This window comes from Caulobacter sp. GSs2 (assembly GCF_058680895.1).
Window position 1 is genome coordinate 570,322 of the sequence record NZ_CM178725.1, and the last position, 25,216, is coordinate 595,537.

Below are 25,216 nucleotides of genomic sequence, written 5' to 3' on the forward strand. Positions count from 1 at the left end.
ATACACAAAACATCCCCGTTCATCTTGTCCGTGCGTCCACACGACGCGCGCACGAAAAAGGCCCGCGCGTTAACCTGCGACGATGTCTCTCGTCCCCGCTCTCGACCTTCGTCCGCCCCATGCGGACATCACCATCGCCGTCGCGCCACACAACCTGGAAGCCGAGCAGGCGCTGCTGGGCGTGCTGCTGTACGACAACGCGGCCTATGAGCGGCTGACCGACGCCCTGAACGGCCGCCACTTTTATGAGCCCTTCCATCAGCGGCTGTTCCAGTCGATCGAGACCCATATCCGCAAGGGCCAGCTGGCCGAGCCGATCCTGCTGGCCGACGAATTCAAGAAGGACCCGGCGTTCGAGGAACTGGGTGGCCTGCGCTACCTGGCAGATCTGGTCGACCGCGCGCCGCCGGCCGCCAATGTCGGCGACTATGCCCGAGCCGTGTTCGACTTGGCCCTTCGCCGTGACCTGATCCGCATCGGCGGAGAGATATCGACCGCCGCCCACGGCGGCGGCGACGAGATCCGCCCGGCCCGCGACCAGATCGAGTCGGCGGAACAGCAGCTCTATACCCTGGCCGAAAGCGGCACGGCCTCGTCCGGTTTCGTCACCTTCGGCGACGCCCTGCGCGGCGCCGTCGAGATGACGGCTGAAGCCTACAGCCGCGATGGCGGCATGTCGGGCGTCGCCACCGAGCTGACCGACCTCGATCAGAAGGTCGGCGGGCTGCACCCCTCCGACCTGATCGTGCTGGCCGGTCGCCCGTCGATGGGCAAGACCGCCCTGGCCACCAACATCGCCTTCAATATTGCCCGCAAGTACGCCTACGAGATCCAGCCGGACGGCACCAAGAAGACCGTCCAGGGCGGCGTCGTGGCCTTCTACTCGCTGGAAATGAGCGCCGAACAGCTCGCTCTGCGTATGCTGGCCGACGCCTCGGGCGTTTCAGGCGACCGCCTCCGCAAGGGCGAGATCGACGCCTCGGAGTTTGGCCGGGTCCGCGATGCGGCCATGGAGCTGCAGGAAGCGCCCCTCTATATCGACGCCACCGGTGGTATCTCGATCGCCAAGCTGACAGCCCGGGCGCGGCGCCTGAAGCGTCAGGTTGGCCTGGACCTGGTGGTCGTCGACTACCTGCAGCTGGTAACGGGCTCGGACCTTGGCTCCAACGCCAACCGCGTTCAGGAAGTCAGCCAGATCACCATGGGCCTCAAATCCCTGGCCAAGGAACTGGGCTGTCCGGTCATCGCCCTGTCGCAGCTGTCGCGTCAGGTCGAGCAGCGCGAGGACAAGCGGCCCCAGTTGTCCGACCTTCGCGAGTCCGGCTCGATCGAGCAGGACGCCGACATGGTCTGGTTCGTCTATCGTGAAAGCTACTATGTCGGCCGGGCCGAACCGCGCGAAGGCACGCCCGAGCACCTGACCTGGCAGGAAGACATGGACCGCCTGCAAGGCCTGGCCGAGGTGATCATCGCCAAGCAGCGTCACGGCCCCATCGGCACCGTGCGCCTGTCGTTCAACAGCGACACCACCCGCTTCGGCAACCTGGCCCGCGATCACTATTTCGCCCAGGCGCGGAATATTCCGTCAGACGAGTAGGCGCTGGTTTGACCTGAGACGCCGCATCGGGCGAGGGTCATCCGCCCGCCCTCCGGATCGACGAGTCGCCCGTGGATTTCAGCCCCCTGCCCGTCTCCAGCCTGATCGGCGCGTTCCTGCTGGCCTTTCCGGCCCTGTTCTCGATCGTCAATCCGGTCGGCGCCTCGCTGATCTTCGACCAGGCGATGGGCAGTCGGGGTCAGGACGAGCGTCGCAAGCTGGCCCGCAGCATCGGCTTCTATTCCTTCCTGGTGCTGCTGGGGTCGCTGCTGCTGGGTGGCTATATCCTCAACTTCTTCGGCGTCAGCCTGGGCGCCCTGCGGGTGGCCGGCGGCCTGGTAGTGGCGATCCGCGCCTGGGGCCTGCTGATGGATCCGCAGGAGCATGAAGACCGCAAGACCAGCGACACCGAACCGGCCAAGCGTCAGGAAGACATCGCCTTCTTCCCCATGACCATGCCGTTCACGACAGGTCCCGGCTCGATCTCGGTGGCGATCGCCCTGTCCTCGCAGCGCCCCACCCAGGGCAGCGCCGTGGCCTTCTTCCTGGGCGCGGGACTGGCGGCAGCGGGCGTGGCGATCCTGGTCTGGTTGCTCTATCGCGCCTCGGGCCGCGTCACGCGTCTGCTGGGCCAGTCCGGCGCCCGGGTGCTGTCGCGGCTGGTGGCGTTCCTGCTGCTGTGCATCGGGGTGCAGATCACCGCCTCTGGCTTCGAGAACCTGGTCTCGGTGTTCCTGGCGAGCCATCCCGGCGCGTTCTAGCTGGAAAAGCCCGGCCGGCTCCGCTACGCCCTGACGCGCCGCTTCCCTGATTGCCGAGCCCTCGTGACCGATCCTTCCGACAGCCGCCTGACGATCGACCTCGAGGCTCTGGCCGCCAATTATCGCGCCCTGCGAGACGCCGCCTGCGGCGCGGAGGTCGCCCCGGCGGTGAAGGCCGACGGCTACGGTGTCGGCGCTTCGATCGTCGCTGACCGTCTGTGGGACGAAGGCGCGCGCAGTTTCTACACTGCCCGCCTCTCCGAGGGCCTGGCCCTGCGCCAGAGCCTGGGCGACCGCGACGCGGCCATACACGTTCTGGATGGCGTCACGCCGGGCTCGGCCGCCGCGATGGAGGCGGCGCGCCTGACGCCGACGCTTAACAGCCTGCCGCAGATCGAGGCCTGGAACAGCCACGCGCGCGGCGGGCGGCTGTCCGCAACGCTGCATGTCGACACCGGCATGAACCGTCTGGGCCTGCGCCTGGAAGAGGTCCGCGTCCTGCTGGGCGCCATGGACCGGCTCAAGCATGTCGAGATCACCCAGGTGATGAGCCACCTGGCCTGCGCCAACGCGCCGGATCATCCGCTGAACGTGAGGCAGTTGGAGCGCTTCCACGAAGCGACGACCCTGTTCCCGAACGCACGTCGCAGCCTGGCCAATTCGGCGGGCATCTTCCTGGGCGGCGCCTACTGCTTCGACCAGGTCCGCCCCGGCGTCAGCCTCTATGGCGGCGGCCCCCGCGATGTCCCCGACGCGAGGATCAAGGCCGTGGTCACCCTGGAGGCTCCGGTTCTCCAGACCCGCAACGTGCCGCGCGGCGAAAGCATCGGCTATGGCGCGACCTATACGGCGACCGACAACACCCGCGTCGCCATCCTGGCGGCCGGCTATGCCGACGGCATACCGCGCTCGGCCCATCCGCGCGGCGCGGTGTGGTTCGACGGCCAACGCCGTCCGATGCTGGGCCGGGTCTCCATGGACCTGATCGCCGTCGACATCACCGACTGCGACGCCGCCCGCCCCGGCGCGATGATGCAGATCATCGGCCCTGACCTGCCCGTCGACGACGCGGCGGCGGCGGCGGGCACTACGGCCTATGAGCTGCTGACAAGGATCGCGCCCAGGGCCCGCCGGGTGATCGTCTAAACCCACGTCCGCCTTTGGCGCACGGCCCCGTCACCCTGTAGTCTCCTCCCATCCGAGAATCAGGAGCTTCCATGGCCCGTGACGGCGCCGTCTACGCCTGCCAGTCTTGCGGCGCGGTCCAGACCAAGTGGTCGGGACAATGCCCGGCCTGCCAATCCTGGAACACCCTGGCCGAAGAAGTTGGCGCGCGAGCGCCGGGCGCGCTTTCCGTCACCAAGGCCACCCGCACGCGCGGCCTGCAGTTCACCGATCTGGAAAGCGACACCCCCGCCCCGCCTCGCATCATCACCGGGGTCGACGAGTTCGACCGCGTCTGTGGCGGCGGGGTGGTGCCCGGTTCGGCCATCCTGATCGGCGGCGACCCCGGCGTGGGGAAATCTACCCTGTTGCTGGAGGTGGTGGCCCGGGCCTCAATGAAGGGCGTGTCCTGCGCCTACATCTCCGGTGAGGAGGCCGTGGCGCAGATCCGCGGCCGCGCCCAACGGATGGGCTTCGAGAAGGCGCCGGTGAAACTGGCGGCCGAGAGCAGCCTGCGCGACATCCTCGACGGCCTGAAACGCGACAATTTCGACCTGGTGGTGATCGACTCGATCCAGACCATGTGGAGCGACGCCCACGAGGCGGGTCCCGGCACGGTCACCCAGGTCCGCGCCTGCGCCCAGGAACTGGTGCGCCTGGCCAAGAAGAAGGGCGTAGCGATCCTGATGGTCGGCCACGTCACCAAGGATGGCCAGATCGCCGGCCCCCGCGTGGTCGAGCACTTGGTCGATGCGGTGCTCAGCTTCGAGGGCGAGCGCGGCTATCCGTTCCGCATTCTGCGCGGCGCCAAGAACCGCTTCGGGGCCACCGACGAGATCGGCGTCTTCGAGATGGGCGATGTGGGTCTGCGCGAGGTCAAGAACCCCTCGGCCCTGTTCCTCAACGAGGGCGGTGAACGCGCTGCGGGCGCTGCGGTGTTCGCCGGCATCGAGGGCTCGCGGCCCGTCCTGGTGGAATTCCAGGCCCTGGTGTCGCCCTCCGCCTACGGAACGCCGCGTCGGGCCGTCGTGGGCTGGGACTCAGGGCGCCTCGCCATGGTGCTCGCCGTACTTGAATCGCGGTGCGGCCTTGGTTTTGGCGACAAGGACGTCTATCTGAACGTCGCTGGCGGCCTGCGCATTACAGAGCCGGCGGCGGATCTCGCGGCGGCGGCGGCCCTGGCCTCTTCAGCCCTCGATATCGCCCTGCCCCAGGACTGCGTCGTGTTCGGCGAAGTCAGCCTGTCGGGCGAGGTGCGGCCGGTCAGCCGGATGGAGACACGTTTGAAGGAAGCCGCAAAACTGGGGTTTGGCCGGGCGCTATCATCGCTTTCCGGCCTGCCTGAAGGCGGTGGCTCCTTGCCAGTGGCGGGGGTAGCGCGGCTCGCCGACGCCGTGCGCCGCATCGGCGACGAGATCTGGGGCCAGCTGACGTGACGCCTTTCGACATCATCGCCGGCCTGCTGCTGATCACCTCCAGCTCGATCGGCTTTGCGCGCGGCGCGTCGCGCGAGCTGACCTCGGCCCTGTCGTTCATTTTCGCCGCCGCCATCGCCCTGTTTGGCCTGCGCATGAGCGGTCCGATCTTTCGCGACCTCATGGACCCAGACTGGGCGGCCACGGCCTGCGCCCTGCTGCTGGTCTTCGTGGTCGCGTTCGTGATCCTGCGCTTCATCGGCGGACAGCTGACCGCCGGCCTGCATGAAAGCTCTCTGGGCCTGCTGGACCGCGTGGTCGGCGCCGGCTTTGGCCTGATGCGCGCCCTGGTGATCCTGGGCGTCTTCAACATGCTGTTCCACATGGCCACGCCTGCGGACCGCGTGCCGGCCTGGGTCGAGCGCTCGATCTTCTATCCCCTGTCCGCCGCCAGCGCCAAGGTGCTGAAAGTGTTCGCCCCCAAGGGTGGCGAACTGGCGGGCAAGCTGGGCCCGGCCATCGAGGGCGCAGTGCGGGGGAGCAGCGACAATCCGTCGGACGGCAAATCCGGCGAAACAGACTATGATCAGAACCAGCGTCAGGACCTCGACGATCTGGTGGAGAAATCGCGATGAGCTTTATCGGCCAGTCGACCGATCGGTACTCCTCCGCCCCGTGGCGTGACCCCGAAGACGACACCCTGCGCCTCGAGTGCGGCGTGTTCGGCGTCTACGGTGTCCGCGATGCTGCCGCCATCACCGCCCTGGGCCTGCACGCTCTGCAGCACCGCGGTCAGGAAGCCTGCGGCATCGCCGCCTTCGACGGCCAGCGCTTTCATACCGAACGCCATATGGGCCATGTCGGTGACGCCTTTACCGGTAACGACCTGGTTCAGCGCCTGCCCGGCGGCATGGCCATTGGCCACACCCGCTACTCCACGGCCGGGGGCAGCGGCATCCGCAACGTCCAGCCGATGTTCGCCGATCTGGAAACCGGCGGCGTAGCCATCGCCCACAATGGCAATCTGACCAACTTCCTCAGCCTGCGCGAGCGCCTGGTCCAGGAAGGCGCGATCTTCCAGTCCACCAGCGACAGCGAGGTGATCCTTCACCTGATCGCCCGCTCGCGGAAGGCCCGCATCGTCGACCGCTTCATCGACGCCGTCGGCCAGATCGAGGGCGGTTACGCCCTGGTGGCTATCACCAACAAGAAGATGATCGGCGTCCGCGATCCGCTGGGCATCCGCCCGCTGGTGTTGGGCGACCTGGACGGCCAGCCGGTCCTGGCCTCCGAGACCTGCGCCCTAGACATGATCGGCGCCCGTTTCGTACGCGACATCGAGCACGGCGAGATGGTGGTCATCTCCGAAACCGGCGTTAAATCCCTCAAGCCCTTCAGCACCCTGGCCGCGCGCCCCTGCGTGTTCGAGTATGTCTATTTCGCCCGCCCTGACAGCGTGGTGAACGGCCGGTCGGTCTATGACGTGCGCAAGCGCATGGGCCAGCGGCTGGCGATCGAGACGGGCGTCGAGGCCGATGTCGTGGTCCCCGTCCCGGACAGCGGCGTTCCGGCCGCCATCGGCTATGCGCAGGAAAGTGGCCTGCCGTTCGACCTGGGCATCATCCGCAACCACTATGTGGGCCGCACTTTCATCCAGCCGACCCAAGGCGTGCGCGAACTGGGCGTGCGCATGAAGCACAGCCCCAACCGCGCGGTGCTGGAAGGCAAGCGCGTCATCCTGATCGATGACTCGATCGTGCGCGGCACCACCTCGCTGAAGATCGTTCGCATGGTCCGCGAAGCCGGCGCCAAGGAAGTCCACCTCCGCTCGGCCAGCCCGCCGATCAAGTGGCCAGACTTCTACGGCATCGACATGCCCGAGCGCGAACAACTGCTGGCGGCCAACAAGTCGCTGGAGGAGATGGCGCGGTTTCTGGAAGTCGACAGCCTGGGCTTCCTGTCGGTCGACGGCCTGTACCAGGCGCTGGAAGCCGGCCAGCGCGACCCGGTGACACCGCAGTTTACCGACCACTATTTCACCGGCGACTATCCTACGCGCTTGACCGACCGCGAAGTCGCCGAGGGCCGCAACGAGGCCAACGACAAGCAGCTTTCGCTGCTCAGTGCGTAAGCCTCTTTGAAATGAATGGATTTTCCAAGCTTCTCGCGAAGCTGAAGATCGACGGCTACATCATCCTGCTGTTTGGCATGGTGGTGCTGGCCTCGGTTGTCCCTGTGCGTGGCGAGGCGGCTTCCGTGCTCAGCGTCGTGGTCAAGCTGGCCATCGCGCTTCTGTTCTTCCTGCACGGCGCCAAGCTGTCGCGCGAGGCCGTGGTCGCCGGAGTCACCCACTGGCGGCTGCACCTGACCATACTGGCCTTCACCTACATCCTCTTCCCGATCCTGGGCCTTCTGGCCGCGAGGACCGGAATCCTGTCGCCCACCATGGCGGCGGGCATGGTGTTCCTGGCCTGCCTGCCGTCGACGGTTCAGTCGTCCATCGCTTTCACCTCGATCGCCCGGGGCAATGTCGCCGCTGCGGTCTGCGCGGCCTCGGCGTCCAACCTGCTGGGTATCTTCCTGACCCCCGTGCTGGTCAGCCTGCTGATGCACGCAGAGGCCGGCACGGGCGGCTGGAAGGCGATCCAGGACATTCTCATTCAGCTGCTCTTGCCCTTCGTCGCCGGCCAACTGGCCAGGCCGTGGGTGGGGCGCTGGATCGAGAAGCACAAGCAGCTGGTCGGCTATGTCGACCGCGGCTCGATCCTGCTGGTCGTGTATGCGGCCTTCAGCGCCGCCGTGGTCGGCGGTCTGTGGAAGCGGGTCTCGCCGCTGGAGCTGGTGCTGGTGGTGATCGTCTCCGGGGCCCTGCTGACCGTGATCCTGCTGGCCACCACCTTTGGCGCGCGCGCCCTGGGGTTCTCCAAGACCGACGAGATCGCCATCGTCTTCTGTGGCTCCAAGAAGAGCATGGCCACCGGCGTGCCCATGGCCGGCATCCTGTTTCCGGGCGCCACCGCCGGGGTTCTGGTGCTGCCCCTGATGATCTTCCACCAGATCCAGCTAATGGCCTGTTCGGTGATCGCCCAGCACTATGCCAAGCGCCCGGCCGATGACGTGACGGACGGGCTTCAAGAAGCCCCCGTCACCCGCTAAAAGCCCCCATGGATTCTTCAGCAAAACCGCTCGCGGGCCGTGTCGCCCTGGTCACCGGCGCGACGCGCGGCATCGGCGCGGCCATCGCCCTGGGCCTGGCGGAAGCCGGCGCGCATGTCGTGGCCCTCGGACGCACCCAGGGCGCGCTCGAAGCCCTAGACGACAGCATCTTCGCCGCGACGGGCGAGCACGCCACGCTCGTGCCACTGGACCTTCGCGAGGCCGACGGCCTGGACCAGTTGGGCGCGGCCCTGCACCAGCGCTGGGGCAAGCTGGACATCCTGGTCGGCGCGGCCGGCGTGCTGGGCGCCCTCACCCCCGTGGGCCACCTCGACCCCAAGGGCTGGGACATGATCATGTCCACCAACCTGACGGCAAACTGGCGCCTGATCCGGGCGATGGACCCGCTGCTGCGCGCCTCCGAGGCCGGCCGAGCCCTGTTCCTGACCAGCAGTGTCGCCAAGACCCACAGGGCGTTCTGGGGCGGCTACGCGGCCTCTAAGGCCGGTCTGGAAGCCATTGTCGACTGCTATGCCGACGAGATGGAGAACACACCGGTGCGCGCCCTGTGCGTCGATCCGGGCGCGATGCGCACCAAGATGCGCTCGGGCGCCTTCCCGGGCGAGGATCCGATGACGGTCCCCGCGCCCGAGACGATCGTCCCCTACATCATCGATCTGGTCCGTCCCGACCGAGAGCCACCCAAAGGCGTGGCGCGGTTCAAGGAACGCGGCCAAGAGTCGGCCAGCCTGGGCTGACCGCTCACGGCGCCAGATTCTGGACCCAGTGGGCGATGGTCATCCATGTCGCGCTGCCGCCGATTGGAACCGTCATGAGCTGTTGGACCAGGATCACCGGCAGGCCGATCAGATAGACCGGATGCGGCCGTCCTCGAGTTCGCCAGTCGTAGATGATCGCCGCAACGATCAGAAGGTCCACCGTCAGCCCGGGCGGAACAGAGACAAACACCGGCGGCGGCCCCACGGCGCCGGGAGGACTGAACAGCACCTGAAACGGCCGCGCCATGGCCGCCTGCATGGGCGGGATCATCGCCAGTACCATCAGCCGTTTGTGCACTTCCGGCTTTCTGACATTGGCGATGGCCGCCACGAACAGACCGACGAAGAGCGCCAGCGCGCTCAACGAGACGATCGAGAACCGCCGCGCCGCGTCACCCATGCCAATCGCATCGGCGACCTTCATCGAATTGATCGCGGCCAGCACGACCGTGAAGGCCATGCCCGTGGCGATGGCGACGCCGGCGACGCCCCAGGTCCGGTGGTCCAGCGTTCGACCGCTGGCCACCAGAGAGGTCTGGACCAGGAAAAACAGCGTCCAGGTGAAGAAGAACAGGCCATGCACGTGCAGGACGGGCGCACCCGCGAACGTCCCACTGGCTATCTTGGCCCAATAGGTCGGAATGAACCCGCCAAAGGCGATCAGAACGAACGCCAGCGCCATACAGACGTAGAAGCGACGCCCGCTCACGCGGGCTGCGCCTGTGGACAAGGCTACCATGGTGACCCCCCAGCATTCAGCCGGGGGTTAGCATGACACCGTTATGCGACTGCAGGCAACTGGTGGGACTATCGTCCCTTCGGCTTGCCCGGTCCCTTGTTGCCACGCACGATGCTTGAACCCGCGACGGGACGCTTGGGCCCCGAGGCAGCCTTGCCGCCGGCGGCCTTGAAGCCGACCTTGTAGCTTGGGGTGCTCGACACCTTCTTCTGGGCACGCGGTCCCTGCTTCTTGACCGACTTGACGGCGCCCTTACCGGGCTCGGCGGCGGGCGCAGCGACGGCAGCGCTGGTGGTCTTGGCCTCAGCCTTTACGGACTTCTTGGGGCCTCTGACCGGCGCCTTCTCCGGAGGCGGCAGACCGGCTTCGGCTGCTGCCGCCGCCGCCGCCTCATCGGCGATGCGCTTGGACTTCTTGACCGTGTTGCGCGAGGCGCGGATGCGCTCCTCCTCACGTTCGCGGCGCTCGAACTCGCGCTTACCCCGGCCGCTGTGGCCCTTGGCCTCGCCATCGGCATAGGGGTTGGCGCCCGACTTGATGGTGATGCGCAAAGGCACCCCAGGCAGGTCGAAGCTCTCGCGCAGGGAGTTGATCAGATAGCGCCGATAGTGTTCGGGCATCTGGTCGGCGCGGGTTGAGAACAGCACGAAGGTCGGCGGACGCGCCTTGATCTGGGCCATGTACTTGGGCTTGACGCGCTTGCCGCTGACGGCGGGCGGCGGGTGCCTCTGCATGGCCATCTGCAGCCAGTCGTTCAGGTCGCGGGTCTTGACCTTGGTCGCCCAGTCCCTGTGGATCTTCATTACGGCCGGCATCAGCTTCTCGATGCCCTTGCCGGTCTCGCCCGACAACGCCACCACGGGCGCGCCGCGCAGCTGGGGCAGCATGCGCTCGGCGTGCTCGCGGAAATCCTTCAGCTGGGCGACAGGATCTTCGACCAGGTCCCACTTGGCCAGCACGAAGACCAGAGCCCGCCCTTCCCGCTCGGTCAGGTCGGCGATCTGCAGATCCTGGACCTCGAAGGGGTGGGTGGCGTCCATCACCAGCAGCACCACCTCGGCAAAGGTAACCGCACGGATAGAGTCCTGGGTGGAGAGCTTTTCCAGCTTCTCCTGCACCTTGGCCTTCTTGCGCAGGCCGGCGGTGTCGACCAGACGAACCTTGCGGCCGTCCCACAGCCAGTCGACCGAAATCGAGTCGCGTGTAATTCCGGCCTCTGGCCCCGTCAGCAGACGTTGCTCGCCGATCAGACGGTTGACCAGAGTGGACTTGCCAGCGTTCGGACGGCCAACGATGGCGATCCGGATCGGCTTGTCGTCGCTATCGTCTTCCTCGGAATACTGGTCCTCCGGAAAGGCCGCCAGCATGGCGGCGTACAGCTCGGCCATGCCTTCGCCATGCTCGCCCGAGATCGGGATCGGCTCGCCCAGCCCCAGCTTGTAGGCCTCGCCAATGCCCGACTGGCCGGCCTTACCCTCGGCCTTGTTGGCGGCGATGATCACCGGCTTGCCGCGACGACGCAGCAGAGTGGCGAACACTTCGTCCAGCGGGGTAACGCCCTCGCGGGCGTCATAGATGAACAGCGAAACGTCGGCTTCCTCGACGGCGAGTTCCGTCTGGGCGCGCATGCGCGCTTCCAGACTTTCGTCAGAGACGTCCTCAAAGCCGGCCGTGTCGATCAGTTCGAGGTCCAGGTCGCCGAGGCGGCCGGAGGCATAGCGGCGGTCACGGGTGACCCCGGGCTGGTCATCGACGATGGCCAGTTTCTTACCGGCGAGACGATTGAACAGCGTGGACTTGCCCACATTGGGGCGTCCGACAATTGCGAGTTTCAAAGGCATGGGCTTGCAGTAGTCGATTTTTGCCGTTCCCGCAAAGCGAACGACCCGGGCCGGCTTGCGCCGGCCCGGGTCACGGGACCGTAAGGTTGATGATCACCGAACCGAATGGTTCGGTGAATGGAGTTAGCGGATGGCCACGACCTGAGCATCGTCGGTAACCAGATAGATCATCTCTCCAACCGCAATCGGGGCCAGCAGAACCGACGCGCCGATCTTCAGGGTCTTTTCCGTCACGCCGGTCTTGGGGTTCAGGGCCACGGCCTCGCCGTCGCTGGAAACGGTGATCAGGCGGCCCGAGGCGAGAATCGGCGTCGACCAGAGGCGCGGATGCTTGGCCAGCTTCTTCTTCTGGCGCTTGGTCTGGCCCAGGCCCTCATTGAGGTCGCGGATCCAGTAGACCGAACCGCTCTCGCGGGCGACGCAGATCACCTGGCCCGACTTGTCGACGACAAAGACGACGTCGCCGGCGGCCCAGGGGCTGGTGATGCCGGTGATCGGCAGGGTCCAGCGCGCCTGACCGGTGCGAAGATCGGTGGCCGAGAACACGCCCGAATGGCTGACGGCGAAGACATCGCCCTTGTAGATCACCGGGCGGCCGGGGATGTCGCGGATTTCGGACAGCGCGTTTGTACGGCTGGCGCGCGACAGGGCTTCGCTCCACAGATCGTTGCCGTTGGCGGCGCGCAGGGCGACCAGTTCGCCGGAGGCGAAGCCGGCGACAGCCGTGTCGCCGCTAACCGCAACGCTGGGCGCCGACAGGATGCGGGCCGGCTCGATCAAGGCCTGATAGGTCCAGCCGGGCGCGCCGGTGGCGGCGTTGTAGGTCAGCAGCTCGTTGTCGGTCGACACCACAAAGATGCGACCGTCGACGACGGTCGGAGCCGCATGGATCGGCGTCGAGGTGGCCTGACGCCAGGCTTCAGCGCCGGACGCGGCGTCGAGTTGGGCCACGAAGCGGAAGCCCGACGAGACGATCAGCTTGTTATCGGGGCTGAGGGCCAGACCGCCGCCAAAGCCAAGTCGGTCATTCTTGACGCCGCCAAAGCCGAAGACGCCGCCCTTGCCAGGACCGGCGGAGGGCCGCAGGTCCTTTCGCCAGTCCACCGAGCCCGTCTTGGTGTCGATGGCCGAGACCGTGGATTCGCCGTCCATGACGAAGATCCGGTCCGCCGTCGCCACCGGCGGGGCCGTGATGTGGAACTTGCGGTTGCCCTTCTGGCCAAAGCCCTTTCGCCAGGCGATCTCGAAAGCCTTGCCGGCGTCGACATGCTCGACCGACTGCTCGGCGCTGCCGCCCGGCAGTCGCCATTCGGCCTGGACGGCCGGTTCGGGCAGGTAGAATTCGGTGCCCTTTAGGACCTCGGCGGCCTCGACCTTCTGGTCGAACGCGATGACCGAGATCCGCTGGCCCTGGGTAGCTGTGGCCTTGTCCTTTTCGGACTTGTCAAAGGGGTTGAGCTTGGAGACCGTCGAGCAGCCGCTCACCGTCACCGCCGCCGACATCAGCGCGATCAACGCCACAGAACGCTTGGAATTCATGGAGCGGCTCATTGGGCGCTGTTCGGCGCGGGTTGCGGAGCGATCGGCATGGTCGCGGGGGGTGGCAAGGCGATCGAGGCCTTGACGACAGCGGCCAGGTCCTTGGCCGAGCCGGAATCGATCATCTGCATCGCCGCCTGGGAGCGCTGGCGAACGCCTTCGGAATTGTTGTCGAGCAGGTTGGCAAGAACAGAGAAGTCCTCGCGGGCGCCCTTGAGGTCGCCGCCCTGAAGCTTGGCGAACGCCAGGGCTTCCTTGGCGTTCACACGATATGGGCTCTTTTCCCCCGCCAACGGCGTCAACCTCGCTTCGATATCCTTGAACGAGGCCGTATCCATGAGCGCCAAGGCGGATTTGAGGCGCGCCAGGTCGCCGATCACCGGATCGGAAGAAAGCTTGGCCGCTTCGTCAAAATAGCGCACGGCGTCGGCGGTCTTGCCCTCTTCGAGGCGGATGCCGCCCATATGCATCAGCGCCAGGGCGCGATAGCCCGAGGCCCCGCCCTTGGACACCGCCTCCATAGCCGGGAAGCCCTTGGCCGGGCCTTCGCGGCCCATGGTCTCGAGCGCGGCCTGATAGGTTTCGGAGGCCTTGGCCGCTTCCTTGGTCTGATAGGTGGTCCAGCCCCAGTAGCCGCCCACGCCGATGACGACCGCCACGGTCGCGGCGCCGATCCACGGCAGCGCCTTTAGCGCGAGGGTCCTGTAACGGTCGGAGCGAAGCTGCTCTTCGACCTCGTCAAACACATCGACCACGAACGAGGCTCCGAAACGGACGCTGACAGCGCCCTGACACGTTGGCGCCGGACGGATCCGGCGGCGACGCATGGTTTACAACAGAATGCGGCCGGCGGAGGGCCGCCAGCGCAGGCGGCGAACCTATAGCGTGAATGGGCCAGCCGCAACGGGCGCTGGCGCGGTGTCTAGCCCTTCTTGGCGTAGTAGGTCTCGGCCTCACCCGGGAAGGTCCGCGCCTTGACGTCGTCGGCATATTCCTGGGCGGCGCGTTCGATCTCGCCCTTCAGGTTGGCGTAGCGGCGCACGAACTTGGGCGTCCAGTCGAACAGGCCCAGCATGTCGTCGGTGACCAGGATCTGGCCGTCGCAGCCGGCCGAGGCGCCGATGCCGATGGTGGGCGGCGCGATGGCGGCGGTGATCTCACGGGCCAGGCTCTCGGCGACGCCCTCGATGACCACGGCGAAGGCCCCGGCGTCGGCGGTGCGGCGAGCCTCATCGAGAATCACCGCGCGACCGGCCTCGTCCTTGCCCTTGGCCTTGAAGCCCCCGTCGACCAGAACCGCCTGCGGCCGCAGACCCACATGGCCCATGACCGGCACGCCGCGTTTGGTCAGATATTCAATGGTGGCCGGCACGGTCGGCCCGCTCTCGACCTTCACGGCCTGGGCGCCCGTCTCCTTCATGATCCGCACCGCGTTGGCGTAAGCGACCTCGGGTGAGGCCTCATAGGAGCCGAACGGCATGTCGACCACGACCATGGCCTTGCGCGAGCCCCGCATGACCGCCTGGCCGTGCAGGATCATCATCTCCATGGTCACGCCCACCGTATTGGGCAGGCCGTGCACCACCATGCCCAGCGAGTCGCCGACCAGCAGCAGGTCGCAGGCGTCGTCCAGGGCCGCCGCGACCGGCGCGGTGTACGCGGTCAGGCAGACGATGGGCACGCCGCCCTTGCGGGCGGCGATATCGGGGGCTGCGAGGCGGCGAACCGTCTCATCACGGTGCGAGGACAGAACCATGCTCCAGAACAGGCCCCGGGAAGGGCGAAGGCGCGCTGTTGTCGGTCAGATCGCCCCGCGCTGCAACATGAACAATGATCAGTCGATGCCGGGTCAGAACTCTTCCATCGCCCGGGTCACGGCGAAACCCAGGGCCAGAAGCGCGAGGCCCGCCGCTAGCCACAGCGCTTCCACGCTGGCGGGCGTCGCGACCATCTGGCTGACCTTGTTCATGGCCAAGTCGATATCGGCGTACAGGTCCCGCGTTCCCTCGCGCGACAGGGTCTGCAATTCGGCCGAGAAGCGGGTGGCGACCAGTTGCACCGCCGCGATGACCCCAGCCGCGATGCCCGCACCGCCGATCAGAACACGACGCAGCGCCCAGCCGCGGTCAAGATTGGCCGCGATCTGGGCGGCAAACAGCTCGGCGTCCGGAAAGGCCGGTGGCTCGTTGTAGAGCCGCGTCAGCTGCGCTTCGAAATCGGGTTCAGCCATGAGCTTCCCTCCTCGCGCTTTCACTAGGTGGGGCCAGTTTGGCCCTGAGTTTATCCAAACCACGTTTGACATGGGATTTCACCGTGCCGATCGGGATGTTTAAGGCCTCGGCGACCTCGGCGTGCGACCAGTCGCCGCCGTAGCAAAGCGAGACGCAGAGCCGCTCGCCTTTCGACAGGCTCTTGAGGGCCTCGTCCAGGTCGATGCGGTTGGCCGTGCGAGGCTCGTTCAGCGCCGTCGGGTCATCGCCGTCCTGGGCTTCGTCGGTGAAGATCATGCGGGCTTCACGCTTGACCTTGCGCAGATAGCACCGCGCCGCGATCCGCTTGATCCAGCCGCCGAAGGCGCCTTCGCCGCGATAGTCCGCCACCTGCTCGAAGCCGGCCAGGAAGGCGTCCTGGGCCATGTCGTCGGCCGTCGCCGAGTCTGCCCCCATGCGGCGCAGCAGCCCCCGGACCGCCGAGCCATGTCGCCTGACAAGCTCGCCATAGGCGCGCCGGTCGCCCGCCGCCGCGAAGGCGGCGAGCTCGACATCGTGGCCCGTTGGTGGGCGGTCACTGGACATGCTCTTCCCCCTCCCCAAGACCCGTGATCAAGCCGACTTGGGCTTGTTCGGGTTGAAGAAGCTTAGAACGATGAAGGCCAGACCGATCACTGCGGGGATGCAGGCGATGCCCAGGCCCGGAAAGTCGTGATCCCCGCCATTGAACTCGGCGAAGTGGCTCGAAAGACCGATGCCAATGCCGACCGCCAGCCAGATCACGCCCGTACGCAGGTCGCTGAGCGAGGTGGGAGCGACCTTCACATTACGCGTCAGGGCCTCGATGACCTCGGGGGGAACCGGTTGCCCCTTGTCGATCGCCGCACGCAGCGTCGATTGCATCTCGAGACGCTCGCGGCTCTTCAGGTAGACCGGCACGATCACGATCGCGCCGATGACCAGAAACATGATGATAGGGATCCAAACCTCATCCATAGCGAATTTCCTCTCGGTGGGGGGGAGACATCCATGTCACCGCCTTCTGACTATTAGAGGCGCCGGGACAGGCGTTTGGAGGCGCCCGGCGAGATGAAACTTTCGTAAGCTATTTCTGCGGCAGCAACCTGTCGCCCAGCATGGCCGCACAGATGGCCAGAACCAGCATGCCGGCCACCGGAAACAGGGTCGGCGCCAGGGCGTCGACTGCCATGTTCAGGACCGGCGAGCAGGCCCACAACACCACGCTGCCGGCCAGGGCCGCCGCGCCGCCGACCATCAGACGGTCCAGAAACGCACGGCGTTCGACAGCCTCCATGACCTCAGCCACGAACACGTCGGAAGCGCGCGGCGCGGGCGCCTCGCTGAGAAAGGCGACCAAACGATCATCAGGGGTCATGACGGATCTCCCAGTACGGCCTGCAGCCTCTCACGACCGCGGGTAACATGCGACTTAACAGTGCCCAGTGGCAGCCCCAGGGCCTCGGACGCTTCGGGATGCGACCAGCCCTGGCCAAGGCAAAGGGTGACACAGGCGCGCTGGTCTGCCGGCAGGGTGTCCAGCGCAGCCTGCAGGGCCATGCGATCCTCTTGGGCGACCTCCGAAACGGCTTCCAGCGCTTCCTGGCCTCGCCAGTCCTCATCGCGCCGGGCTGAGCGGCTGGCGGCGCGATGTTGATCCTGCGCCTTGCGCCAGGCGATTCCGTAAAGCCAGGCGCGAAAACCATCGTCGGCGCGCAACCGCCCCAAGCTCGTCCAGGCCGCCACGAAGGCCTCCTGAGCGATGTCGTCGGCGTCGAACCAGCCGCTTTTCCGCAGAAACCCCCGCAGCGGCTTCTCGTGGATCGCGACCAGCCGGGCGAACGCCGCCTGGGATCCGGCCCGCGCCGCCCTGACGAGCGGCGCGTCCATCAGGCCTTCGGGCCTCGACCCGTCAGGACCGACACCAGAGACGCCAGGCTGAGCGCGCCCATGACGAAGGCGACGATCAGGAAGGCCGGGCCGGCCTCATAGAGATCGGACGTCGCGGCGAAGGCGAAGCCCATCCCCAGCACGCCAAACAGCACCACATGGTACCAGCCACGCTCGTGGCGATAGCGATAGCGAGGCCGCATGTCGTCGCGATCATCGTCGAGATCGTAGTTGCTGCGCTTGTTCAGGCGCGCCACCAGCTCCGGCGGCGGCTCGCGGCCGCTGGCGGCGTAGGCCTTCAGCAGGTCCAGCGTGTCGCGATTGGAGCGATAGGACAGCCAGCTCTGGAAGCCGGAAAACACGAACCAGCTCAGCGGAAAGATCAGCCACCAATAAGAACGAAACAGGTCTTCCATGGGTTTGCCCCCTCCGAATTGACGCCTAGGCCTTGTTGAGTTTGGCAAGCAGTTCGGGCGGTGCCTCGCGGCCGCTGCGGACATAGGTCTGGATCAGATCCATGGCGTCGCGGCGCGCCTTTTGCGCCAGCCAGGCGTTCCAGCCCGAGATCGCGGCCCAGCTCAGCGGAAACACCAGCCACCAGAACGAATCGATCAGGCCCAGCATTGTCATCCCTCCGATGGACGCGAGACGTTCGCGCCCGTTTCTGAAGGTTAGTCGCCGCCGATCATCGTCCTGGATGCAACGAGATGCGAAATAATTTCGGACGGGGATTCAAAAACGATCGTCGGGCCGTGCTCGGCCAGGATGGCGCGTTTGGCTGCCCCCCAGGTCACCGCGCCGCTGGCCAGCCCAAGCGCGTGGGCCGCCTCGATATCGCGGGTCTCGTCCCCTATGCAGATCACCCGGTCGCGCGAGGCGCCTGAGGTCACCTTGCGAAACTTGCGCGCCTTGCCAAACAGAGAGGCGCCGCAGGAGAACTGGCTGATCAGGCCGGAAAGCTCGGGACCCAGCACCGAACGGATCGTGCGCTCGCTGTTGGAGCTGACCACGGCCAGTCGCAACCCCGCATCATGCAGGGCCTGGAGCATGCCCGCGGTTTCGGGAAACAGCGGAATAGAATCGCATTCGGCCGCCATCAGCTTTTTGCCGTGCGAGGCGATCATCGGCAGCTTCCACGGCGAGATGCCAAGATAGCGGATGACCTCGCGCGTGCCGCGGCCACGCAGCATGTCGATCTCTTCGTCGGTGACCGTCTTGAAGCCAAAGCGCTGGGCCATCGGATTGACAGCCTTGATCATCCACGCCGCGCTGTCGGCCAGCGTGCCGTCGAAGTCAAAGATGACCATGTCGTACGACGGGACGGGATAGGCTCCCACGGAACGGTTCCTGCGCTTTTCTTTTTCAGACGGAGCGTCGATGGCCGAAATAGCCCCGCTTCGCCCCGGCTGTCGTCCTAAATTCCGCCGACTCGCGCTTTGCGCAAAGTCGAATGCCTCAATCGGCCTTTCCGAAGGCCCGCGCATAGACATCTGGCTTGAAGCCGGCGGTCAAGTTTCCGTCGATGTCGAGGATGGGTCGCTTGATCATCGAGGGCTGGGCCAGCATCAGATCGATCGCCTTGCGAGCGTCCAGATCCTGCTTGTCGGCGTCCGCCAGCTTGCGGAACGTCGTGCCAGCCCGGTTCAGCACCGTCTCCCAGCCCAGCGCTGCAGACTGTCCCGATCGATTCCCGCGACTTTGTAGTCGTGAAAGGCATAGGCGACGCCCTGCCCGTCCAGCCAGTCGCGGGCCTTCTTCATCGTGTCGCAGGCCTTGATGCCATAGATCGTGACGCTCATGGCCCGGTCCTCTCCTGAAGGCGCTGACGGGTAGCCGCGCCGCCCTACGAGCGCAAGTCAGCCGACCAGCCGATAGCGGGCCAGAACCTCGTGCCGCCCCTGGCCGTTATGGCTGATCACCAGGGCAAACTCGCTCACGGTCCAACTCACCGGTTCGATGGCGGCGACCACCGCGCCCGGCTGGCCATAAATGACCGTCAGATGCGGCGTGAAGTTCAGGTGGGAACCGTCGAGCTTCTCCCAGGCCAGGGCCTGTCGAAGGGCCGCCTGGAAGGCTTCCAGCGCCTTCAGCCCTTCACCGCCGCGCAACACGACGTTCCCGGGAAAGCCGCCGATCTGGTCGAACGACACCTGGAACGGCGCCATCGACAGTTTCGCCGCCGCGCGGGTGATCCGCTCGACCAGGCTCGCCGGGACTTCGTCCCAATAGTCGAAGTGACCAAGAGTGACGTGCATCAGGTCCGGGCTGAAAACCGCGCCGCCCAGCCTGTTGTCGACCTGATATCGACGGCTACGGGCCTGGGCGGCCGTTTTGGCCTGCTGGTCCGGATAGACCATCAGGATCAGGTGCTTGTCGCGAGGCGCGGCCTCGAAGCCAAACAGCGAGGGCTGCTCGGAATCGCGCGCCATGGATCAGCCCGCCTTGGCGGCGGCCAGGCTGGCGCGCAGGCGTTCGGCCACAGCGCCCAGCGTAATCGCCGAAAGCGCCTCGTCGACCGCGAGCGTGTCGTCCGTCGAAGCGATGAGGGCCAGGCGATGGGTGAAATCGGTCACCGCCGTGATGTGCTGAGCCAAGAGATCGACCGTGTGCAGTTCCTGCATCACCTGATTGCGGCTCTCTGGCGGGCTAACCGCCAGGATCTGACCCAGCGCGTCGTCCAGCTTTCCGCAGGCCTCGGCGGCGATCGACATTTCCGCCGAAACGGCCGCCAGAATTGCGGCGATGCTCGAGCCCGCGCTGTCCTGTTCCGAAGTCATCATTCCCCCGACGTTCAGTCTCTGTGTGTTTCCCGACCCCTGCGCGCATCGCGACGGCCGGCTGTTGGCTCACGTTGGAGTGATCCCGGGTCCGACCGCAAGGGCGATTACGCCAATCAGGCGAATTCACGGGCCCGATCCGGGGCCGCCTCAGGCCTCAATGATATGCGGGACGAAGCGGGCGAGGTTCTTGGTGACCACGCTGTCGTCCTCGCGGATACCGATCCCGGCGGGCTCATTGCCCACCATCCAGGCCCCGACGACCGGGTGCTTGCCCGCGAAGGTCGGCGGCGGGTGATAGGCCTGCACGATTGCGCCTTCCTGGCCATAGCCCTGGTCCAGGACAGGTTCATCGCCGCCAATGATCTCGACATTGGCGCCTTCGCGCGAAAACAACGGCTTGCGCACATGGCGCGAGCCCAGGGCTGAGGCGCGCGGATCGTCCTCGAAATAGGCTTCCAGCAGATTGGGATGTCCGGGGTGTCGCTCCCACAGGAGGGGCAGGATGCCCTTGTTGGACAGGATCGCTTTCCACGGCGGTTCAAGCCAGCGCACGCCTGCGGTCTTCAAATGCGCGGCATAGGGCTCGCGCAGCATGAACTCCCACGGATACAGCTTGAACGCCGCCTGGACGATGAAGCCCTCTTGGTCGACGAACTGGCCTTCGCCGTTCACGCCAATGGCGTCGATGGCCACGAACTTGGGATCCAGACCGGCCTGCAGCGCCAGATCTTCGAGGAAACGAACGGTCTGGCGATCCTCGACGGCTTGGGCGTCACTGGCGAAGTGAACGAAGCCGCCGGTCGGAAACAGGGTCGCGAAACGATCACGCAGCGCTTCGAACAGGCTGTTGAACTGGTCCGTCCCGGCCGGCAGGGCGCTCGAGGCCAACAGCTCTTCCAGCCACAGCCACTGGAAGGTGGCCGCCTCGAAGACGCTGGTCGGGGTGTCGGCGTTGTATTCGTAGAGCTTGGGCTTGCTGGCCCCGTCATAGCCGAAGTCAAAGCGGCCATAGAGCGAGGGCTCCTTGGCGCGCCACGAGGCGGCGATGAAGTCCTGGTGCTCGGCTGGGATCGCCAGCCGCGTCATCAGGGCTGCGCTGCCCACCGCCTCGTCGACGAGGTCCAGGCAGAGCTCGTGCAACTCCGCCGCCGCCGGCTCCAGATCGCCTTCGATCTGGGCCAGGGTGAAAGCGTAGGCCGCCGACTCGTCCCAATAGGGCTGGCCGTCGGTGTGATGGTAGACGAAGCCGACAGCGTCGGCTTTCGCCTGCCAGTCGGCGCGCGGCGTCAGGTCAAGTCGGCGCATGCGCTCTAGGTTTCGCTCGACTTCTGCTCGATCTGCAGCGGGGCTGCGGCTGGGGGAGCCAGGCGGGCCAGGATGTCGTCGGCCGAGGACTGACCAGGGCCGATGCCGGCCAGACGTAGCTTTTCGTCGAGATCCGCACCGGTGCGCCGGTCTTCCAGTTCGCCGGACGCCTTGATCTTTTCGCCGCGAATGGCCTGGCGTTCCTTGATCCGGGCGAGGCTGTCGGCGGCCGAGCCCAGCGAAGAGCCGGCGCCAGCGCCGCGCGCGGCGACCGAGGCCTGGGCCTTTTGGACGCTCTCATTGACCTTCACGACCTCGACCTCGCGACGCAGGGTCTCGATGCGACGGTCTGTGGCGGTAATGGCCTGATGCAACTGCTCTTCGGCGCCGCGCATGCCTTCGATCTGCGGCTCTTTCAGGGCGATGTCCTGCTCAAGATCGGCAATGCGCTGGGCCACCTGACGGGCCAGGTCCATGTCGCCCTTGCCGACGGCGGCGCGGGCCGAGCCTTCGTACTTGGTCACCTGCTCGCGGAAGCTGGACACTTCCTTTTCCAGGATCCGGCGACGGGCGACCAGCGTGGCCATGTCGTCGCGGGCCTTGCCCTGGGCGGTGTCGGCGTCGCGGATTTCCTGGTCCAGAATCCGGATGGCGTTGGCGTCGACGACGGCGGCCGAGGCTTCATGCGCGCCCGCGCGGCCCAGGGTGAACAGCTTGCGCCAGATGGACATCGGTGGGTCTCCGGGAACGATATTAGGCGGGGGTGAAGGACGAGCGCAGATCGGAAGCGGCCTCGATGGCGTTCTCAGCCAGCACGCGCAGCTCGATCAGGATGTCGTCCAGCGATGAGGACGGCGCCAGTTCGCCGAACAGTTCGTAATAGTCGCGGTCGCCGACCGTACCGATGCCGAAGTTCGACAGCGGCACCAGCTTCTGAGCCTTGAGCAGAAACTCGTTGAAGGCGTTGCGGTCTTCCTGTTCGTCGACCGGCCACAGCAGGACCGAAGCGGCGATCTGCTGGTCGCTGACGCTGACGAAGATCTCCAGGTCGCCCTGTTCGTGCATGGTGACCAGCAGGATGGGATCGGCGCCTTCGACGACGCGGGCCGTCATCGCGTCGCTAAGGCCATCCGACAGGGCGGTCTGCAGCGAGCGAACAGTCCAGGCGGGGGTCGTCATGGGGCGTCATCCTCCAGAGGTCGTGGCGTTTCATACAAGATGGGAGGGCGAACGCCAGTCGTCGAGAGCATCTCCCCGGCGTTCGTCATGACAAGTTCGTAATGGCGCAGCCCCTGTTGCCCGGCCAGCAGGCGTCGTACACATAGAAGGAGTCGCCACCGGGTCCGCTTTTGATGTTCAGCAAGCTCTTCGGACGCAAGGATGCGGCGCTCGCTGCGCCGGCCCTGCCCGCCATCCGCAATGTCACGCTGGGCCGAACCGTCTGGCTGGACACCTTGGCCTGGAGGCGGTTTGGCGGCGACACGCGTTTCTCGCTGGACCGCGATACGCTGGAGATCACCGCCCAGGGTCTGGTCGACCTGAAGGACGGCGGCTTCATCCATCGCTTCTACACCGACGACCATGTGTTGTTTCAGGCGGTCTCCGACGATCGCGAGGGCCAGCGCCTGACCGATGTGACGGTCTTCATGCCCTGGGACAGCGCCTATCCCGGCGGGCGGGCCGACCGCGAAGCCTGGGCCGCGCGGCTGAAGGCCCGCACCTTCACCGCCAAGGGTCTGGCGGACTACGATCGCCTTTGGTTTGGCGACGAGGCCGAAAGCCAGGACCCGGTCACCTTCTGGGAAGATCTGCATGACGACCGGGATGGCATTCCGGACCGCCGCATCTTCCAGACCTGCATGCTGTTTGCCCGCGACCTGCCGGGCGACGGCCGCGAATTGCTGCTCGCCATCGAGCAGGAGAGCGAAGACCACGAGGTCTCGTTCGAGATCATGCTCGGCATCCCGCTGGAAGCCGGCGAATTCAAAGCCTGACCGGAAAGAGACAGACTATGTTCGATCTTCAGGGGTTCGCGACCAGCGCCCTCGCCTTCCTGGTGGCCTTCGTCGCCGCAGGCCTGTTCACCGTGGCCTTCAAGATCATCTACCAGTGGGTGACGCCCTACCACGAGGGCACGCTGATCCGCGAAGGCAACGTCGCCGCCGCCCTGGCCCTGGGCGGCGCACTGGTCGGCTATGTGCTGCCGCTGGCCTCGGCGCTGAGCCACACCGTGTCACTGGTCGAGTTCTGCGCCTGGGCCGCCCTGGCCGGCGTGATCCAGATCGCGGCCTTTACCTTGATCCGCATGGTGGTGATGAAGGATGTCGCCGCCCGCATCGAACGCGGCGAACTGGCCTCCGGCGTCTATCTGGCCAGCATTTCGATCGCCGTGGGCCTGATCAATGCCGCCTGCATGACGTCTTGAGGCGCATCATGACCACTCAACCTCAATCCCTCCGCACCGCGCCTCGCCTGAAGCGCTCGCGCAGTCTCACCCTCACCACCCTTATGGCGGGCGCGGCGGTATCGATCACCGCTTGCGACAACGCTCCAGCGGTCACGCAGTGGGGCGACCCGCCGGCAGCCCAGGCGGGCAAGGCCGTCGAGGCGCGCACCTTCACCAGCTTGGACGAGTGCAAGGCCTCAGGCGACTTCACCGCCCAGCAGTGCGAAACCACCCTGGCCCAGGCCCAGAAGGACAGCGCCGAGAACGCGCCCAAGTTCAACGACCAGCAAAGCTGCGAGGAGCGTTACGGCGTCGACCAGTGCGTGCCGCGCTCCAGCCAGGGCGGCGGCAGCTTCTTCACGCCCCTGTTGACCGGCTTCATCATCGGCCAGGCGCTCAACAACATGGGCGGCGGCTATCGCGGCGCACCGATGTATCGCGATCGGAACGGAACCTATTACGGCGGCAGCGGCTATCCTCTGTCGCGCGACTACGTCACCGGCCGCACGCGGGTGCGCTCGGAAAGCTTCGATGCGCCCTCCCGCGCCGAGGCCCCGAGCCGCGTCCAAAGCCGCAGCTCAGTGATCTCGCGCGGCGGCTTCGGCGGCGGACGCTCGTTCGGCGGCTGATGGGTCACCATCTCGCCATGAGTCCGCAGCTTTCCCGCAACGCCGCCCAAGAGCTGGACGCGGCTGATCCGCTAGGGAGCGGGCTGCGGCCGAGTAAGGTCGAACGAGACCCTAAACAACCGCCCCGGCCTCGCTAGCTGATAGGTGAAGACCTCCTGCGTGAGCCCCAGCGACCACACGTTGGTGTTCGACACCGCGCGATCCAGCCGTGTGAACAGAGCCCGCGACTCCGCGTCCACCGGAAAGCTCTGCAAGGAAACGGCCCCCGCATCGACCGCATCGCCGCCATAGCGGGACAGCTCATCCTCGACCCCGTCGGCGTGACGGTGGTCGTGCTTCAGGCGCAAACGCCCCTCGCCCAGCCGGGTGATCACCCAAGTGCGCGAGCGATCCTCGCCGACCCGGAAGGGAATGCGGATTTCGTTGGCGTTGCACTGCGCCAAGGTGATCACCAGCTCGGCCTTGCGAAACGGCTCATCGACCGCGTCGCCCGTCACGACCTGGCCCGAGAAGCTCTTCCCGCAGAGTGTTTGAAGCTGACTGAAGAACCGGTCGGCGGCGGTTTGCGCCGAGGCCATGGTCGGAACGGTCACGAGCCAGACCGTCGAGCAGAGCGCCAGGATAGGTTTCATTCAAATCTCCTGATCGGAACCGCCCACGTCCGGACGATTGCCCACCGCTTGCGGATAGGACGCGAGAGACTGTCGATCGTCGCGCGGCGCGGATGACGCCGAGGCTATTCCCACCCGACGATGATTGCCACGACCGACGGCGAGCTGCCAAGCCGACCGTGTGCGACGGAAAGAGAAACACCATGAAAGAGATCAAGGGCTGGTCGAAGAAGCAGGTCCCTCCGAAAGCCAATGCGTCCAACCCCAGCGTCAAAGATGACATGGCCGAGGGGCAAGGCGAGGCCGCCCTTGGCTTTGGCGCGCTCAGCCCATAAG

The 25,216-nt window shown here is 66.3% G+C and carries 31 protein-coding genes and 1 pseudogene; 12 read left to right on the forward strand and 20 right to left on the reverse strand.

Annotated features, from left to right (window positions below; all coding sequences use genetic code 11):
* The first annotated feature begins 82 nt into the window (after positions 1 to 82).
* From ACW17Z_RS02710 to ACW17Z_RS02745, 8 genes are all read left to right on the forward strand, one after another.
* Entirely contained in the window at positions 83 to 1,597 is a 1,515-nt protein-coding gene (locus ACW17Z_RS02710; protein ID WP_419317241.1) for a replicative DNA helicase, read from the forward strand.
* A 71-nt stretch (positions 1,598 to 1,668) separates the two neighbouring features.
* Positions 1,669 to 2,358: a MarC family protein gene (locus tag ACW17Z_RS02715; protein ID WP_492057471.1), complete on the forward strand. Its 690-nt coding sequence runs from the start codon at positions 1,669 to 1,671 to the stop codon at positions 2,356 to 2,358.
* Positions 2,359 to 2,421: 63 nt separating this feature from the next.
* The gene (gene alr / locus ACW17Z_RS02720; protein WP_492057472.1) at positions 2,422 to 3,504 is read left to right on the forward strand and encodes an alanine racemase; all 1,083 of its coding nucleotides are present in this window, start codon (positions 2,422 to 2,424) and stop codon (positions 3,502 to 3,504) included.
* A 71-nt stretch (positions 3,505 to 3,575) separates the two neighbouring features.
* Positions 3,576 to 4,958 (forward strand): DNA repair protein RadA, encoded by a 1,383-nt coding sequence (gene radA / locus ACW17Z_RS02725; RefSeq protein ID WP_419317244.1) that lies wholly within the window; start codon positions 3,576 to 3,578, stop codon positions 4,956 to 4,958.
* Entirely contained in the window at positions 4,955 to 5,572 is a 618-nt protein-coding gene (locus ACW17Z_RS02730) for a CvpA family protein (protein WP_419317245.1), read from the forward strand. Before radA ends, ACW17Z_RS02730 begins: the two co-directional genes overlap by 4 nt.
* Positions 5,569 to 7,068, forward strand: coding sequence for an amidophosphoribosyltransferase (gene purF / locus ACW17Z_RS02735; RefSeq protein WP_492057473.1), 1,500 nt, complete (start codon positions 5,569 to 5,571; stop codon positions 7,066 to 7,068). The genes ACW17Z_RS02730 and purF overlap by 4 nt, the downstream gene beginning before the upstream one ends.
* 11 nt (positions 7,069 to 7,079) lie before the next feature.
* A complete protein-coding gene (locus tag ACW17Z_RS02740) occupies positions 7,080 to 8,093 on the forward strand; it encodes a bile acid:sodium symporter family protein (protein ID WP_492057474.1) in 1,014 nt (337 codons plus the stop codon).
* A gap of 8 nt (positions 8,094 to 8,101) precedes the next feature.
* Positions 8,102 to 8,851: an SDR family NAD(P)-dependent oxidoreductase gene (locus ACW17Z_RS02745; RefSeq protein WP_492057475.1), complete on the forward strand. Its 750-nt coding sequence runs from the start codon at positions 8,102 to 8,104 to the stop codon at positions 8,849 to 8,851.
* A gap of 4 nt (positions 8,852 to 8,855) precedes the next feature.
* Here the strand turns inward: ACW17Z_RS02745 and ACW17Z_RS02750 are convergent, their stop codons facing one another.
* The 19 genes and pseudogenes from ACW17Z_RS02750 to ACW17Z_RS02840 all read right to left on the reverse strand — a co-directional run bounded on the left by ACW17Z_RS02750 (position 8,856) and on the right by ACW17Z_RS02840 (position 22,373).
* The gene (locus tag ACW17Z_RS02750; RefSeq protein WP_492057476.1) at positions 8,856 to 9,581 is read right to left on the reverse strand and encodes a hypothetical protein; all 726 of its coding nucleotides are present in this window, start codon (positions 9,579 to 9,581) and stop codon (positions 8,856 to 8,858) included.
* Between the two features lie 98 nt (positions 9,582 to 9,679).
* Positions 9,680 to 11,452 carry a ribosome biogenesis GTPase Der gene (gene der / locus ACW17Z_RS02755; protein WP_419317250.1) on the reverse strand — a complete coding sequence of 591 codons (1,773 nt, stop codon included), beginning with the start codon at positions 11,450 to 11,452 and terminating at the stop codon, positions 9,680 to 9,682.
* A 123-nt stretch (positions 11,453 to 11,575) separates the two neighbouring features.
* Positions 11,576 to 13,003, reverse strand: coding sequence for a PQQ-like beta-propeller repeat protein (locus ACW17Z_RS02760; protein ID WP_419317253.1), 1,428 nt, complete (start codon positions 13,001 to 13,003; stop codon positions 11,576 to 11,578).
* On the reverse strand, positions 13,000 to 13,746 hold the full coding sequence (locus ACW17Z_RS02765; protein ID WP_419317254.1) for a tetratricopeptide repeat protein: 747 nt from the start codon (positions 13,744 to 13,746) through the stop codon (positions 13,000 to 13,002). Before ACW17Z_RS02765 ends, ACW17Z_RS02760 begins: the two co-directional genes overlap by 4 nt.
* 167 nt (positions 13,747 to 13,913) lie before the next feature.
* Positions 13,914 to 14,741 (reverse strand): 3-methyl-2-oxobutanoate hydroxymethyltransferase, encoded by an 828-nt coding sequence (gene panB, locus ACW17Z_RS02770; protein ID WP_419321466.1) that lies wholly within the window; start codon positions 14,739 to 14,741, stop codon positions 13,914 to 13,916.
* Positions 14,742 to 14,840: 99 nt separating this feature from the next.
* A complete protein-coding gene (locus ACW17Z_RS02775; RefSeq protein WP_419317255.1) occupies positions 14,841 to 15,221 on the reverse strand; it encodes a hypothetical protein in 381 nt (126 codons plus the stop codon).
* Positions 15,214 to 15,786, reverse strand: coding sequence for an RNA polymerase sigma factor (locus ACW17Z_RS02780; protein WP_492057477.1), 573 nt, complete (start codon positions 15,784 to 15,786; stop codon positions 15,214 to 15,216). The genes ACW17Z_RS02775 and ACW17Z_RS02780 overlap by 8 nt, the downstream gene beginning before the upstream one ends.
* Before the next feature lie 27 nt (positions 15,787 to 15,813).
* A complete protein-coding gene (locus ACW17Z_RS02785) occupies positions 15,814 to 16,170 on the reverse strand; it encodes a DUF6249 domain-containing protein (RefSeq protein WP_419317257.1) in 357 nt (118 codons plus the stop codon).
* 136 nt (positions 16,171 to 16,306) lie between these two features.
* Complete coding sequence (locus ACW17Z_RS02790; protein ID WP_419317258.1) at positions 16,307 to 16,597, reverse strand: hypothetical protein; 291 nt, start codon at positions 16,595 to 16,597, stop codon at positions 16,307 to 16,309.
* A complete protein-coding gene (locus ACW17Z_RS02795) occupies positions 16,594 to 17,109 on the reverse strand; it encodes an RNA polymerase sigma factor (RefSeq protein WP_419317259.1) in 516 nt (171 codons plus the stop codon). Before ACW17Z_RS02795 ends, ACW17Z_RS02790 begins: the two co-directional genes overlap by 4 nt.
* A complete protein-coding gene (locus tag ACW17Z_RS02800; protein WP_419317260.1) occupies positions 17,109 to 17,525 on the reverse strand; it encodes a hypothetical protein in 417 nt (138 codons plus the stop codon). The genes ACW17Z_RS02795 and ACW17Z_RS02800 overlap by 1 nt, the downstream gene beginning before the upstream one ends.
* 25 nt (positions 17,526 to 17,550) lie before the next feature.
* Positions 17,551 to 17,733, reverse strand: coding sequence for a hypothetical protein (locus ACW17Z_RS02805; protein WP_419317261.1), 183 nt, complete (start codon positions 17,731 to 17,733; stop codon positions 17,551 to 17,553).
* A 47-nt stretch (positions 17,734 to 17,780) separates the two neighbouring features.
* Entirely contained in the window at positions 17,781 to 18,593 is an 813-nt protein-coding gene (locus ACW17Z_RS02810) for an HAD hydrolase-like protein (RefSeq protein WP_492057478.1), read from the reverse strand.
* Positions 18,565 to 18,908: pseudogene (locus ACW17Z_RS02815) on the reverse strand (arsenate reductase). The gene ACW17Z_RS02810 and the pseudogene ACW17Z_RS02815 overlap by 29 nt, the downstream one beginning before the upstream one ends.
* A gap of 57 nt (positions 18,909 to 18,965) precedes the next feature.
* The gene (locus ACW17Z_RS02820; RefSeq protein WP_492057479.1) at positions 18,966 to 19,538 is read right to left on the reverse strand and encodes a 2'-5' RNA ligase family protein; all 573 of its coding nucleotides are present in this window, start codon (positions 19,536 to 19,538) and stop codon (positions 18,966 to 18,968) included.
* Positions 19,539 to 19,541: 3 nt separating this feature from the next.
* The gene (locus ACW17Z_RS02825; RefSeq protein WP_419255158.1) at positions 19,542 to 19,886 is read right to left on the reverse strand and encodes a DUF8776 family protein; all 345 of its coding nucleotides are present in this window, start codon (positions 19,884 to 19,886) and stop codon (positions 19,542 to 19,544) included.
* A gap of 150 nt (positions 19,887 to 20,036) precedes the next feature.
* Complete coding sequence (locus ACW17Z_RS02830; protein WP_492057480.1) at positions 20,037 to 21,194, reverse strand: glutathionylspermidine synthase family protein; 1,158 nt, start codon at positions 21,192 to 21,194, stop codon at positions 20,037 to 20,039.
* 5 nt (positions 21,195 to 21,199) lie between these two features.
* The gene (locus ACW17Z_RS02835; protein ID WP_419317266.1) at positions 21,200 to 21,925 is read right to left on the reverse strand and encodes a PspA/IM30 family protein; all 726 of its coding nucleotides are present in this window, start codon (positions 21,923 to 21,925) and stop codon (positions 21,200 to 21,202) included.
* Between the two features lie 22 nt (positions 21,926 to 21,947).
* Entirely contained in the window at positions 21,948 to 22,373 is a 426-nt protein-coding gene (locus tag ACW17Z_RS02840) for a YjfI family protein (RefSeq protein ID WP_419317267.1), read from the reverse strand.
* A gap of 173 nt (positions 22,374 to 22,546) precedes the next feature.
* Between ACW17Z_RS02840 and ACW17Z_RS02845 the strand changes: the two genes are divergently transcribed.
* The 3 genes from ACW17Z_RS02845 to ACW17Z_RS02855 are packed head-to-tail and all read left to right on the forward strand — an operon-like array spanning position 22,547 to position 24,269.
* The gene (locus ACW17Z_RS02845) at positions 22,547 to 23,188 is read left to right on the forward strand and encodes a DUF2491 family protein (RefSeq protein WP_419255154.1); all 642 of its coding nucleotides are present in this window, start codon (positions 22,547 to 22,549) and stop codon (positions 23,186 to 23,188) included.
* Positions 23,189 to 23,205: 17 nt separating this feature from the next.
* Complete coding sequence (locus ACW17Z_RS02850; protein WP_419317269.1) at positions 23,206 to 23,619, forward strand: DUF350 domain-containing protein; 414 nt, start codon at positions 23,206 to 23,208, stop codon at positions 23,617 to 23,619.
* An 8-nt stretch (positions 23,620 to 23,627) separates the two neighbouring features.
* Positions 23,628 to 24,269, forward strand: coding sequence for a DUF1190 domain-containing protein (locus ACW17Z_RS02855; RefSeq protein WP_492057481.1), 642 nt, complete (start codon positions 23,628 to 23,630; stop codon positions 24,267 to 24,269).
* A gap of 71 nt (positions 24,270 to 24,340) precedes the next feature.
* On the opposite strand, the gene ACW17Z_RS02860 is transcribed toward ACW17Z_RS02855, so the two are convergent.
* Complete coding sequence (locus tag ACW17Z_RS02860; RefSeq protein ID WP_492057482.1) at positions 24,341 to 24,901, reverse strand: hypothetical protein; 561 nt, start codon at positions 24,899 to 24,901, stop codon at positions 24,341 to 24,343.
* Positions 24,902 to 25,083: 182 nt separating this feature from the next.
* Here ACW17Z_RS02860 and ACW17Z_RS02865 point away from each other — a divergent pair, with 182 nt between their 5' ends.
* Positions 25,084 to 25,215 carry a hypothetical protein gene (locus ACW17Z_RS02865; protein WP_492057483.1) on the forward strand — a complete coding sequence of 44 codons (132 nt, stop codon included), beginning with the start codon at positions 25,084 to 25,086 and terminating at the stop codon, positions 25,213 to 25,215.
* The last annotated feature ends 1 nt before the right edge of the window (position 25,216 follow it).

Excerpts from the sequence above, each read along its gene's own strand:
- ACW17Z_RS02745 (WP_492057475.1), top strand. The coding sequence starts at position 8,102 with ATGGATTCTTCAGCAAAACCGCTCGCGGGCCGTGTCGCCCTGGTCACC.
- purF (WP_492057473.1), top strand. The coding sequence starts at position 5,569 with ATGAGCTTTATCGGCCAGTCGACCGATCGGTACTCCTCCGCCCCGTGG.
- ACW17Z_RS02840 (WP_419317267.1), bottom strand. The coding sequence starts at position 22,373 with ATGACGACCCCCGCCTGGACTGTTCGCTCGCTGCAGACCGCCCTGTCG.
- ACW17Z_RS02850 (WP_419317269.1), top strand. The coding sequence starts at position 23,206 with ATGTTCGATCTTCAGGGGTTCGCGACCAGCGCCCTCGCCTTCCTGGTG.
- ACW17Z_RS02710 (WP_419317241.1), top strand. The coding sequence starts at position 83 with ATGTCTCTCGTCCCCGCTCTCGACCTTCGTCCGCCCCATGCGGACATC.
- ACW17Z_RS02740 (WP_492057474.1), top strand. The coding sequence starts at position 7,080 with ATGAATGGATTTTCCAAGCTTCTCGCGAAGCTGAAGATCGACGGCTAC.
- ACW17Z_RS02780 (WP_492057477.1), bottom strand. The coding sequence starts at position 15,786 with ATGTCCAGTGACCGCCCACCAACGGGCCACGATGTCGAGCTCGCCGCC.
- ACW17Z_RS02800 (WP_419317260.1), bottom strand. The coding sequence starts at position 17,525 with ATGGAAGACCTGTTTCGTTCTTATTGGTGGCTGATCTTTCCGCTGAGC.
- ACW17Z_RS02845 (WP_419255154.1), top strand. The coding sequence starts at position 22,547 with ATGTTCAGCAAGCTCTTCGGACGCAAGGATGCGGCGCTCGCTGCGCCG.
- radA (WP_419317244.1), top strand. The coding sequence starts at position 3,576 with ATGGCCCGTGACGGCGCCGTCTACGCCTGCCAGTCTTGCGGCGCGGTC.
- ACW17Z_RS02855 (WP_492057481.1), top strand. The coding sequence starts at position 23,628 with ATGACCACTCAACCTCAATCCCTCCGCACCGCGCCTCGCCTGAAGCGC.
- der (WP_419317250.1), bottom strand. The coding sequence starts at position 11,452 with ATGCCTTTGAAACTCGCAATTGTCGGACGCCCCAATGTGGGCAAGTCC.
- ACW17Z_RS02825 (WP_419255158.1), bottom strand. The coding sequence starts at position 19,886 with ATGACTTCGGAACAGGACAGCGCGGGCTCGAGCATCGCCGCAATTCTG.
- ACW17Z_RS02860 (WP_492057482.1), bottom strand. The coding sequence starts at position 24,901 with ATGAAACCTATCCTGGCGCTCTGCTCGACGGTCTGGCTCGTGACCGTT.
- ACW17Z_RS02775 (WP_419317255.1), bottom strand. The coding sequence starts at position 15,221 with ATGGCTGAACCCGATTTCGAAGCGCAGCTGACGCGGCTCTACAACGAG.
- ACW17Z_RS02835 (WP_419317266.1), bottom strand. The coding sequence starts at position 21,925 with ATGTCCATCTGGCGCAAGCTGTTCACCCTGGGCCGCGCGGGCGCGCAT.
- ACW17Z_RS02785 (WP_419317257.1), bottom strand. The coding sequence starts at position 16,170 with ATGTTTCTGGTCATCGGCGCGATCGTGATCGTGCCGGTCTACCTGAAG.
- ACW17Z_RS02760 (WP_419317253.1), bottom strand. The coding sequence starts at position 13,003 with ATGAGCCGCTCCATGAATTCCAAGCGTTCTGTGGCGTTGATCGCGCTG.
- ACW17Z_RS02865 (WP_492057483.1), top strand. The coding sequence starts at position 25,084 with ATGAAAGAGATCAAGGGCTGGTCGAAGAAGCAGGTCCCTCCGAAAGCC.
- ACW17Z_RS02810 (WP_492057478.1), bottom strand. The coding sequence starts at position 18,593 with ATGCGCGGGCCTTCGGAAAGGCCGATTGAGGCATTCGACTTTGCGCAA.
- ACW17Z_RS02805 (WP_419317261.1), bottom strand. The coding sequence starts at position 17,733 with ATGCTGGGCCTGATCGATTCGTTCTGGTGGCTGGTGTTTCCGCTGAGC.
- ACW17Z_RS02820 (WP_492057479.1), bottom strand. The coding sequence starts at position 19,538 with ATGGCGCGCGATTCCGAGCAGCCCTCGCTGTTTGGCTTCGAGGCCGCG.
- ACW17Z_RS02795 (WP_419317259.1), bottom strand. The coding sequence starts at position 17,109 with ATGGACGCGCCGCTCGTCAGGGCGGCGCGGGCCGGATCCCAGGCGGCG.
- ACW17Z_RS02790 (WP_419317258.1), bottom strand. The coding sequence starts at position 16,597 with ATGACCCCTGATGATCGTTTGGTCGCCTTTCTCAGCGAGGCGCCCGCG.
- ACW17Z_RS02830 (WP_492057480.1), bottom strand. The coding sequence starts at position 21,194 with ATGCGCCGACTTGACCTGACGCCGCGCGCCGACTGGCAGGCGAAAGCC.